The 11,234-nt window shown below is 51.0% G+C and carries 8 protein-coding genes; all 8 read left to right on the top strand.

Annotated features, from left to right (window positions below):
• The first annotated feature begins 34 nt into the window (after positions 1-34).
• Entirely contained in the window at positions 35-2,680 is a 2,646-nt protein-coding gene (gene tssH / locus Q7J88_RS08625) for a type VI secretion system ATPase TssH (protein ID WP_303721771.1), read from the top strand.
• Between the two features lie 18 nt (positions 2,681-2,698).
• The gene (locus Q7J88_RS08620) at positions 2,699-3,943 is read left to right on the top strand and encodes a hypothetical protein (RefSeq protein ID WP_303721770.1); all 1,245 of its coding nucleotides are present in this window, start codon (positions 2,699-2,701) and stop codon (positions 3,941-3,943) included.
• Positions 3,944-3,964: 21 nt separating this feature from the next.
• Complete coding sequence (locus Q7J88_RS08615; RefSeq protein ID WP_303721769.1) at positions 3,965-5,185, top strand: tetratricopeptide repeat protein; 1,221 nt, start codon at positions 3,965-3,967, stop codon at positions 5,183-5,185.
• 302 nt (positions 5,186-5,487) lie between these two features.
• A complete protein-coding gene (locus Q7J88_RS08610; RefSeq protein ID WP_303721768.1) occupies positions 5,488-7,653 on the top strand; it encodes a type VI secretion system Vgr family protein in 2,166 nt (721 codons plus the stop codon).
• Positions 7,654-7,655: 2 nt separating this feature from the next.
• Positions 7,656-8,162 (top strand): DUF6484 domain-containing protein, encoded by a 507-nt coding sequence (locus Q7J88_RS08605; protein ID WP_303721767.1) that lies wholly within the window; start codon positions 7,656-7,658, stop codon positions 8,160-8,162.
• Between the two features lie 18 nt (positions 8,163-8,180).
• On the top strand, positions 8,181-9,296 hold the full coding sequence (locus Q7J88_RS08600; RefSeq protein WP_303721766.1) for a DUF2169 domain-containing protein: 1,116 nt from the start codon (positions 8,181-8,183) through the stop codon (positions 9,294-9,296).
• Entirely contained in the window at positions 9,293-10,330 is a 1,038-nt protein-coding gene (locus Q7J88_RS08595; RefSeq protein WP_303721765.1) for a hypothetical protein, read from the top strand. Before Q7J88_RS08600 ends, Q7J88_RS08595 begins: the two co-directional genes overlap by 4 nt.
• Positions 10,330-11,234: DUF4150 domain-containing protein (locus Q7J88_RS08590; protein WP_303721764.1), on the top strand; the 905-nt coding region annotated here is incomplete at its 3' end. The genes Q7J88_RS08595 and Q7J88_RS08590, both read left to right, overlap by 1 nt.

Raw genomic sequence — 11,234 nt, 5'->3', positions numbered from 1 at the left:
AAACAGACCGCTGCAATAAACAAGGAGACCAATTATGGCAACGCACGATCTTAAATCGCTGATCGGTAAGCTCAACAGCACCTGCCGAAAAGCACTTGAATCTGCTGCAGGGCTTTGTCTTTCCCATACCCATTATGAGGTCGATATTGAACATTTCCTGCTCAAGCTGCTGGAGGTGCCGGATACCGATCTGCAAAAGATCCTGCGATATTTTGAGGTCAATCAGGATCACCTGATCGGTGATCTGACGGGTGCGATCGAAGAGTTCAAAACCGGCAATGCGCGAACCCCGGCTTTGTCGCCCAATATCCCTAAAATGGTTGAACAGGCCTGGATGTACGCTTCGGTCGATTTTCAATCGGGGGCGACTCGTTCCGGGCATGTCATGCTGGCTTTGCTCAGCGACTCCAAATCTGCACGTACACTGATTGAGAGCTCCGATCAGTTCAGGAAAATTAAAATCGATACCCTGAAGGAGAATCTGGTCGATTTGACCGCTGGATCGGTGGAGGAGCGTGATGTTCAGTCTTCTGGAGCGGCACCACGCTCTGGGGGACGGGCAACAGGGGCTGCTATTGGCACCAAGGCCCTCGACCAGTTCACCATCAATTTGACCGAAAGAGCCCGGCAGGGGCAGGTTGACCCAGTGTTGGGACGCGATTTTGAAATCCGCCAGATGGTCGACATCCTGATTCGGCGGCGGCAGAACAACCCGATCCTTACCGGCGAGGCAGGCGTCGGCAAGACCGCCGTGGTGGAAGGCTTTGCTCTACGCATTGTCGAAGGGGATGTGCCGCCACCGCTGCAGGGGGTCGCCATTCATACCCTCGATCTGGGATTGCTGCAAGCTGGTGCGGGCATTAAGGGGGAATTCGAGGAGCGTCTCAAGTCGGTCATTGAAGAAGTTAAAGCTTCGCCGGTGCCGATCATCCTGTTTATTGATGAGGCGCACACCATGATCGGCGCGGGTGGTGCGGCTGGTTCCGGTGATGCAGCCAACCTGCTGAAACCGGCTTTGGCGCGCGGTGAGCTGCGCACCATTGCAGCGACCACCTGGTCGGAATACAAAAAATACTTCGAAAAAGATGCCGCACTGGCCAGACGTTTCCAGGTGGTCAAAGTTGAAGAGCCGGACGAGAAAACGGCACTGGTAATGATGCGTGCCGTTGCACCTTTCCTGGAAAATCACCACAAGGTCATGATGACCGACGAGGCGCTGCTCGACTCGGTGCGCCTGTCACACCGATACCTGCCTGGGCGGCAGCTGCCGGATAAGTCGGTCAGCGTCCTCGATACTGCCTGTGCCCGCGTGGCTATCGGGCAGAACACCATCCCGCCCGCAGTCGAAGCGGCCAATCGTCAGCTCGCCGCGTATGAGCGTGAAACGAAAATCCTCAATCGGGAAGAACTGATGGGGCGTGAGCACAGCGAAAGGCTGCAGGAATTAACCAATCTGCAGGAAGAAACCGCCGCGAGACTCGATATTCTGAACCAAAAATGGCAGAAAGAAGTGGAGTTGGCCGAGCAGATTCGCGAATTGCGCCAAGCCATGCAGGACGAGATGGAAAAAGATCCTGCTGAAGCAAAAAATATGACCGAACAACGGAACAAACTTCAGGAGCTTGAGCAGGCTCTAGCCGACGTCCAAGGCGATACGCCGATGGTGCAGCTGGAAGTCGATTCCGAGATCATCTCCGAGGTTATTTCCGGTTGGACCGGTATCCCCACCGGCCGCATGCTGGTCGACGAGATTGCAACAGTGCTGAAGCTCGACAAGCTGCTGGGTGAACGCCTGATCGGCCAGGATCACGCTCTCGAAGCGATTGCGCAGGTTGTCCAGACTGCACATGCTGGTATCGAAGACCCCTCAAAACCGACCGGCGTCTTCCTCTTCGCCGGGCCGAGTGGGGTTGGTAAAACCGAAACGGCACTGGCAATTTCCGAACTGCTTTACGGTGGCGAAGAGAACGTCATCACCATCAACATGTCCGAATACCAGGAAGCTCACACCGTCGCCAGCCTGAAAGGTTCACCACCCGGTTACGTCGGTTACGGAGAAGGGGGCGTGCTGACCGAAGCTGTCCGTAAACGACCTTACAGCGTGGTGTTGCTTGATGAGGTTGAGAAGGCCCATCCAGACGTGATGGAACTGTTCTACCAGGTGTTCGACAAGGGGATGCTTGAAGACGGCGAAGGGCGGCGCATCGATTTCAAGAACACCCTGATCATCCTGACCTCGAACCTCGGTACCGACACCATTATGAGCCTCTGTGCCGACGAAGAAACCATGCCGGATGCAGCTGGTTTGGCCGAAGCCCTGCGCCCGGACCTGTTAAAGCATTTCAAACCGGCTTTTCTTGGCCGCTTAAAAGTGGTGCCGTACTTCCCGCTGACCGATGAGGTTATCCGACTTATCGTCCGGCTCAAGCTGAACAAGATCGCAAAACGAATGATGGAGAACCGCAAGGTGGAACTTAAGTATGGAAATGGGTTGATTGAAGCTATCGCGAGCCGTTGTACGGAAGTGGAGAGCGGGGCACGGAATATCGATCATATTCTCAGCAATACTCTGTTGCCTGATCTGTCGCGTGAGTTGTTGGCGCGCATGGCGGATGGAGCGCAGATCAAGGAGGCGATTGTGAGTTTGAGAGGGGAAGGGTTTGGGTTTGAGGTTAGGTGATTGAAAACAAGAGAAGGGATGCTTGATGGTGAAATGACAAAGATGTCCCTTGGTGTTTTCCCAAAGCAATTTGCTATCAATGAATTTAAGGAGAATAAAGTGGAAGAGATGACAGGTCGTCAACTCCCGGATACGTTTCAAATTTGCTACGAGAAGGAACGCATAGAGGCTGACCTTGCGAAGAACATCTATACCGTGTTCAATGGAGGAGAACCTCTCCGGAGGTTACAATGTCTAGGAGTCGCGATCCTCACAGCGATGGGGGACGAACCTGGTCACTTGAAGGCATTTGACGCAGCGGTGACAGAAGAAGGCAATCTTCGTCTGTGGGACAAGGTTCAGAAATCCAAATCCGCTTTCAAATTGTTCACCTCCAACCCTCTGTATATAAAGCGCTTAGACGCGACGGATGTGGCTGATCTTATTCGACTAGCGGGCACTTGGGTAGAAAAAGGTGGTGGTCAGACCGCAAAGGATAAGGAATCTTACCGCGGTGGTGTAGGAGCAGACGCTCAGAAGGTATGGCATCAACCGAAAAAGTTCTTTGGGAAAGTCATCGCTGACCTGAAAGCTGAGGGATTGCCTGTTGCCCAAAATGAAAGAGGAGCAAGGTGGAGACATGAAGGGTGGCAGGTTGAACCCCAATTGCAAGAGTTTATGCGTGACCCTGCAGGATTCTCTGGCATGGGTGGGATCAAGGATAAGAAGACCGGAAGATGGGAACACAGCAAGAGACTTGTTTCGGGGGCAAATCTCTCGATAATTAACCGTTTGTTTGGACTCACGTGGGGTTGCGATATCTCGGGAACTACCTGTGACCAAGTGTATGCTATTGACAGGTGGGGGGTTGATACACTTGGGCATCCCGCATATGCGTTGCTGCCACTCGGGGTTATCGTTCACAATTGCCACCATACGCTCCTTGAGGTTGCTCTGCCATTGTCGATCAACGACAGGATTGACTATCGAATAGGATTCTTCGACACACTCGTTCCTCGCCAAGGTCTGCCGGAGGAGCTCAAGGGGATTAAGTCTGCAATTGAGCAGGCCAACAATCTTATGAGAGGAAAGCACCTACTTCGATACTATGCTAACCAAAAGCCTGCAGGCTGTTTCAGGTTCGAACCGAACGAAATCCAAAAATTGAGGCGTGCGGATATTTTTCACGCCAAGAGTTTACTCCAGCTAGCATCGACGAGTCGTATAAGCGTATTTCCCGGAAGAGATGAAGTTTTGAGTCTGATTGAGCGCTATTTTAATTGAGATTGTGAGGAGTGTGACGTAATGAGCACTGGGAGCGATTTTCAACCCAATTTATCTGGCAGGCCAGTTTGCTTAACGATCGAGGAGGCAACACAAACTGCTCTGTGCCTTCATCAATCAGGAGCACTGCCGGAAGCAGAACTCATTTACAAACGCACTATTCAAACGGCTCCCGACGACCTGAACGCTCTCCACTACTACGGTCTGCTCTGCCACCAGCAAGACCGTCACAAAGAAGCTACTGAACTGATCCAGCAGATCATCAATCTCGCCCAGAATAATGCGGATGCGCACAACAATCTCGGCAATGTGATGGAGGGATTGGGGCGGATCGACGAGGCCGAAAGATGTTACCTCAAGGCGATTGAGCTGCTTCCGGCGCATGCCCCGGCGTACAACAATCTGGGTGTGATTCTGATGGATCAAAACACAACGGCTGAAGCTCTTGAGGCGTATAGCAAAGCAACATCGCTGAATTCCAATTCTGCTGATTTTCAATATAATCTGGGGAATGCACTGCGCCGTACCGGTAACTATTCACCGGCTGCGGAAGCTTATCACAGGGCAGTCCAGTTGAATCCGGAACATGCAGGGGCATGGCAGGGACAGGCTCAGGCATTGGTTTTGGACGGGCGGAAAAATGATGCTGAGCAGATGTTTGAGGAGTGGCAAGAGAGTGACCCGGCAAATCCGATCATCCCTTATCTGAAAGCCTCATGTCTCAGCGAGCAAGCACCGGAAAGGGCGCCGAACGCTTACGTTGAGCAGATTTTTGACGATATGGCGGAGCGCTTTAATGCCCACCTGTTGGAAAATCTGGAGTATCGGGCCCCGGCATTGATTGCAGAAGTGATAAAAGAACAGTTGCCTGAGTCTGTGGCGAATCTGGATGTTTTGGATGCTGGTTGCGGTACCGGGCTTTGTGCTGATTTCTTGCTCCCTTATGCCAAGCATCTCTGCGGGGTTGATCTGTCTGCCGGTATGCTGCAAAAAGCGAGCGGTCGGCAAGCCTACGACGAACTGCGCAAAGCTGAGCTGCCCCAGTTTATGGCGCAGGCTCCGGAAAGCTATGACCTGATCGTTTCGGCCGATACGCTCTGTTATTTCGGCGAGCTTGGGGCAGTTACGCAGGCAGCGAGTCAAGCTTTAAGGCCTGGTGGGCTGCTTGCTTTTACGTTGGAGGATGCTGGAGGAGGGCAGGATGTTGTTTTGAACGAAACCGGTCGTTACGCGCATCGCTGAAAGTATGTTGAGCAGGTGCTCGCCTCCTCCGGGTTGCAGTTGCTGCAGCTTGATGCGGTCGTTTTGCGCAACGAGGGCAAGCACCCGGTAGCAGGTCATCTGGTTCTGGCAGACAAGGGGTAATCGTATTTGAATTCTGGGCAGATTAAGGCTGTGAACCTTGACATTGGCTCGTCTGCTGCTATTAATGAAAATAGAAAGTTTTCTTTTATTACAATGAGTTGCTAGTTTGCCACACCTCACGGAAGTCGTGGAGTCGCAGTATCGCTCTGCTTTGTGTTTCCTGCCAAAGGTGGGCTCTTATGATTACTCAGGAAAACCGGTTCATCACTATCAATACGCCGCTTGGGAAGGACAAGCTGCTGCTGACCGGTTTTCATGGCAAAGAGCAACTTTCGGGTCTTTTCCAGTTCGATCTTGACTTCATCTCAGAAGATCACAGCATTTCATTCGACCAGATTATCGGCAAAAATGTTTCTATCTCGATCTTTACCGCTGAGGGGGAAAAACGTTTCTTTCACGGCCTGATTGCCAGGTTTTCTCAAGGTCGGGGTGGTGGAGAAGGAGAGGGGGATAGTCGCTTTTCACACTATTCCGCCTGTATGGTGCCTTGGCTGTGGCTGCTCACCCGCACAACCGACTCACGGATTTTTCAGGAAAAATCGGTCCCTGATATCATCAAATCTATCTTTGAAGAGTATGGGTTTCAGGACTTCAGCTTCCGCTTAAATGCCAACTACTCTCAGCGTAATTACTGCGTTCAATACCGCGAAAGCGATTTCAATTTCATCAGTCGTTTACTGGAAGAAGAGGGGATTTATTACTTCTTTGAGCACAGTGAGAAAGTCCACACCCTGATCATTGCCGACAGCCCGGGCGAACATCCGCTCTGCCCGAAACAGGAAGAGGCCAGCTGCGAGATTGCTGCCGGTAGCTGGCTTGATCAAGATGTCATTACCAGTTTGGAAATTGAGCAGCAAATTCGCCCCGGCAAGTACTCCTTGAACGATTTCAACTTCGAGATGCCGACAACTAGCTTGAAAGTTACGGCAACTGCGAAACCGGAACAGAACCTGGGGCCGGGGGAGCGAGAGATTTACGACCATCCGGGAGAATATGCGGTCAAAGCCGATGGCCAGAAACTGGTTGATATCCGCATGGAAGAGGAAGAGGCCCAGTTCTCCACGATCAGTGGTGAAAGTGTCTGCCGTGCGTTCAGTCCCGGATATCGTTTTAAATTGATCAATCACTATCGCACCGATCTGAATGACGAAGAATATCTCCTGACCCGCCTCGAACACAGCGCTCAGCAGGGAGGATACGTTTCGGGGGAATCTGATGCGACCTATAAAAACAGCTTTACCTGCATGCCGCACAAGGTTCCCTTTCGGCCGGTCAGGTCGACACTGAGGCCGATTGTCGAAGGGGTTCAGACCGCGATCGTGGTCGGACCTGCCGGTGAGGAGATCTATACCGACAAGCACGGACGGGTCAAAGTGCAATTTCATTGGGATCGCGAGGGGAAAAAAGATGACAAAAGCTCCTGTTGGATCCGGGTCAGCCAGCTTTGGGCCGGCGCCAAGTGGGGAGCGATGTACATTCCCCGGATCGGCCATGAAGTGATCGTCGATTTCATCGAAGGCGACCCCGATCAGCCGATCATCGTCGGCCGCGTTTATCACGGTGACAACCAACCGCCATATTCATTGCCGGCGGAAAAGACCAAGAGCACTATCAAATCAAATTCTACCATCGGTGGCGGGGGCTCGAACGAGTTCCGTTTTGAGGATAAAAAAGGCGAGGAGGAGGTTTTTCTGCATGGGCAGAAGGATTGGACCATTGCCATCGAGAATGACAAGAACCAGACCGTAGTGCACGACGAGACGTTGTCGATCGGCAACAACAGAAGTAAGAGTGTTGGTGTCGATCAGAGCGAGGAGATCGGCAACAACAAATCGATAACTGTCGGCAACAACCACACCGAAGCAATCGGCGCCAACATGAAGCTGGATGTCGGCAGCAATAAAAACGAAACGGTTGCCGTCAACACTGCTGAGAGTATCGGCGCAGCAAAAGAACTGACCATCGGCGCGGCCTATCAGGTAACCGTTGGCGCAGGGATGAATGAAACCGTTGGCGCTGCCAAAGCCGAAGAGATCGGTGCCGCCAAGTCGGTGAATGTTGGCGCCGATAGCAGTGAGAACGTCGGCGCCAATAAATCTATAGATGCCGGGAAGGATATCGCATATTCCTCCGGTAAAAAGATGACTCTTTCTGCCGGTGATGATTTTGCGGTATCAGGGAAAAAGAATGGAGTTATTGATATCGCCGATCAACTTACCCTCAAATGCGGCAAAGCGTCGATCACTTTGAAGAAGAGTGGCGACATCCTCATCAAAGGGAAGGGGATCACGATCAAGGGCTCTGGCAATGTGGTGATTAAGGGCAAAAAGATTCTGGAGAACTGAGCATGAAACAGGACCTGACGAAAAGCATCGAACAGGTTGAATTGAGTGAACGGATTGACGGGGTGCAGGTTGGTGTTGTTGACCATATTGACAGCAGCGGCGACGTGTTTGTTGATTTCCCTGGAAGCATGGGCTACCCGGTTGCCGCCCGTTTTGTCAGTTCCCTGAAACTGGAACTTTTGCATCAGGCATGTACTTCCAAACGGGAAGTGCTGCTAACTTTCGAAAATGGCGATCCACGGTTGCCGATTATTATCGACACCCTGCATTCGTATCTGGATGAAGTGATCGAGGCTCCAGAACTGAATCTGCAAGCGGATGAGGAACAGGCTGTTACGGTCGATGGGAAGCAGATTGCTTTCGATGCAAAAGAGCAGATTGTGCTGCGCTGCGGGAGGTCAAGTATAACCTTAACAAAAGCGGGCAAGATACTGATACGCGGCGCTTATTTGTTGAGTCGATCGTCCGGGGTAAATCGGATAAAAGGTGGCTCGGTGCAAATCAATTGAGCTGTTTCTGGGGAAAAGATGGATCTTTTGAACGCGACAAAAATGGTGGCTGGATACACCATGGGGATGAATCCCGAAGGACGGGAGTCGCTGGTTGTCGTTGCAAAAGGTACCTACGTAATCCCTGAAGAGGGAGAAGAAGCCAGGCTCTGTGAGCAGCAGGAACCATTGGTCGAAGCGGACAGTTTTACCGGAGAGCCCGGATTGTCTGCGCCGGTTTATGAATCAGACTATGCCCCTTTTAAACCCCGCTGCGATGTACTCCTCAATGGTAGCGCCTATGCGCCAGGCGGAAGGGCGGTCACTAAGGTACCAGTCACTCTTAAGGTTGCTGGACTAACCAAGTCGTTTAACGTAGTTGGCAATCGCTGTTGGCATAAATCCCTCATGGGAATATCCGTTTCTTCCCCGGAACCGTTCACGGTTATGCCGCTAAGTTACGACAATGCGTTTGGTGGAACAGATAATTCTCACGAGAAGGCGGATAAACATCAGGCGTTTATGCCTAACCCCATTGGTGTCGGATTTCATTCCAATCAGGAAGCAAAAGCAATCAAAGGACAACCTCTTCCAAATACCGAACAGATTGGGAAATCTGTCCGCAAACCGACAGGCTACTATCAGCCGATGTCTTTCGGCCCGGTAGGGCGTGGTTGGGAATCCCGTCTAAAGCATGCCGGAACCTATGATCAAAACTGGCTGGACAACATCTTTCCGTTTCTTCCCCCAGACTTTAAAGACGATTATTTCCAGAGTGCCCCTCTGGACCAGCAAGTGCGCTATCTCAAAGGTGGAGAGAAGGTAGAGTTGATCAATATGACACCTCAAGGGAAAACATGCTTCATTCTTCCGAAACTTGACTTGCCGGTCGTGTTCTTTCTGAAAAATTATGATCGTAATTCAACTCAGATGTTTGCCGATACTTTGCTTATAGAACCTGACAAGGGTCGATTCATGGTCACCTGGAGGACCAGTTTGCCGTTGAAGCGAAATATGTTCGAGGTCGTGCAGGTTGTTGTGGGCGAGATGTCGCGTGGCTGGTGGCGGGCCCGGGAGATGGGAAAGACCTATTATCGTTCTTTAGCGTCTTTGGCCAGAGAAAAAAGCAAAGATGCGCAGGGGGAAAACGTATGAGCACCAGGCCGCTGGCAATAAGCGGATCTGGAATGGTCTGCGCTGTTGGCCTGAGCGCTCCTTCCGCCTGCGCTGCAATCCGCTGCGGCATCGATAATGCTCAGGAAACCCGTTTCATAGATTCGGGTGGTGAGTGGATTATGGGAAGCCGCGTCCCGATTGAGCAGTCTAGGCGGGGAGCCTTTAGGCTCATTAAAATGGTGACTTGTGCCTTGCAGGAATGCGTTGCAAGTGATCCCATGCTTAAATTAGAACAAGTGCCTGTACTTTTTTGCCTGGCTGAGGAGGATCGTCCCGGGCGCTTGGATGATCTTAATAACCAGGTTTTTTCAGGAGTGCAAAAAGAGTTGGGGATCCGGTTGCATGATAAATCGGAGTGTTTTTCTCAAGGTAGAGTCAGCATTGCAGCAGCTATGCAGCGCGCCCGAAAACTTATCTTTGAAAATGGTCTGGGTCAGGTCATTATCGCTGGTGTGGACAGCTTATTGGTTGGTGCAACTCTTAAATCCTTTGAAGAATGCGGGCGTTTGCTGACCAGCCAAAACTCCAATGGCTTTGTCCCTGGTGAAGCAGCTGCGGCCATATTGGTGGAAGCCCCTGACGGTAGGGCTGGCCTCACCTGCATTGGGATTGGCTTTGGCAGGGAAAAAGCTACCATTTCCAACGCAGAGATTCCACTGCGTGCTGACGGTATGGTGGAGGCGATTCATGGCGCCTTGGATGAGGCCGGTTGCAATCTTGGAATAACGGATTTCCGCATAACTGATATCTCGGGCGAACAATACGCATTTAAAGAGGCGACTCTGGCTCTTTTGCGTGTTTTAAGGCAGCGAAAAGAGTTTTACGACATCTGGCATCCGGCAGATTGCGTTGGTGAAGTAGGTGCTGCAATCGGACCGATTATGTTGGCGGTCCTGCTCGCTGCTGGCAAGAAGAGTTATTTGGTGGGAAACAACATTCTTGCTCATTGGGGGACAGATTCAGGCAACCGTGCTGCAATGATATTGGCTCAACGCATAGAGAGGGCTGATTGATGAGCAATAATGTTTTTGCTAATGGTCGTGAGATTTCCTGCAAGGCTGCATCGGGGAAGACTATCTGTGCAATGCCTGATGTTTGTATGACTCCGCCGGAGAATCCTGCTACACCTCCTGGTGTGCCGGTGCCATATCCGAATACGGGAATGGCATCCGACACCACAAAAGGCAGTAAAAAAGTCAAAATTTCAAATAAAGAAGTAGGGTTGAAAAATAAATCATATTTTAAAAAAAGCGTAGGAGATGAAGCAGGCAGCGCGGCAAAAAAAGGGGTGATTACCAGTACGAATAGAGGGAAGGTATATTTTAATTCGTGGTCAATGGATGTCAAAGTTGAAGGAGCGAACGTAGTTAGGCATTTGGACATAACTACACATAATCATGCCTCGCAGATAGGTCAAACACCTCCATTCCCTGAAATAGACGGTATGTCTGCTGGAGTTGTCACAATTACTTGTAAAGATGACTGGACGCCCTGTCAGAAGGCTCAAGCAAGAGCTAAGGTTGCTGAAATGAACAAAATGTGCCCATTGACCAGGAAGCCCGGCATATCCGCTGCTGATGGGCTAGCAGCAAGTACAAGAGATTTGGGTAATGCTTTTGCCAAAGGGTTTAAATCACATTTTAAAGCGATGCAAAAAGGTACGAAGAGCAGGAGCCAATGGATACGGTCAGACCGGATGCCAAAGGGAGACGATAGCGATTTTATGGATCCTTGTATGAAAGAGGAATTAGAAAAAAATCCGAATGCAATTGATAACTGGAGTGCTGACCATGTACAAGATTTGCAATTTGGCGGTAGTGAATCAGGGCCTTTTAAAATGCTGGATAAGAATGTTAATCAGTCCTTGGGAAGCCAGATGAGTAATGGGCCTCAAGTCGTTGCTGAATTTAAAACTGA

It is taken from the genome of Malonomonas rubra (assembly GCF_003247215.1).
Classification (GTDB): Bacteria; Desulfobacterota; Desulfuromonadia; order Desulfuromonadales; family Geopsychrobacteraceae; genus Malonomonas; species Malonomonas rubra_A.
This window is presented reverse-complemented; position numbering and strand designations above follow the sequence as displayed.

Excerpts from the sequence above, each read along its gene's own strand:
- tssH (WP_303721771.1), top strand. The coding sequence starts at position 35 with ATGGCAACGCACGATCTTAAATCGCTGATCGGTAAGCTCAACAGCACC.
- Q7J88_RS08620 (WP_303721770.1), top strand. The coding sequence starts at position 2,699 with ATGCTTGATGGTGAAATGACAAAGATGTCCCTTGGTGTTTTCCCAAAG.
- Q7J88_RS08615 (WP_303721769.1), top strand. The coding sequence starts at position 3,965 with ATGAGCACTGGGAGCGATTTTCAACCCAATTTATCTGGCAGGCCAGTT.
- Q7J88_RS08610 (WP_303721768.1), top strand. The coding sequence starts at position 5,488 with ATGATTACTCAGGAAAACCGGTTCATCACTATCAATACGCCGCTTGGG.
- Q7J88_RS08605 (WP_303721767.1), top strand. The coding sequence starts at position 7,656 with ATGAAACAGGACCTGACGAAAAGCATCGAACAGGTTGAATTGAGTGAA.
- Q7J88_RS08600 (WP_303721766.1), top strand. The coding sequence starts at position 8,181 with ATGGATCTTTTGAACGCGACAAAAATGGTGGCTGGATACACCATGGGG.
- Q7J88_RS08595 (WP_303721765.1), top strand. The coding sequence starts at position 9,293 with ATGAGCACCAGGCCGCTGGCAATAAGCGGATCTGGAATGGTCTGCGCT.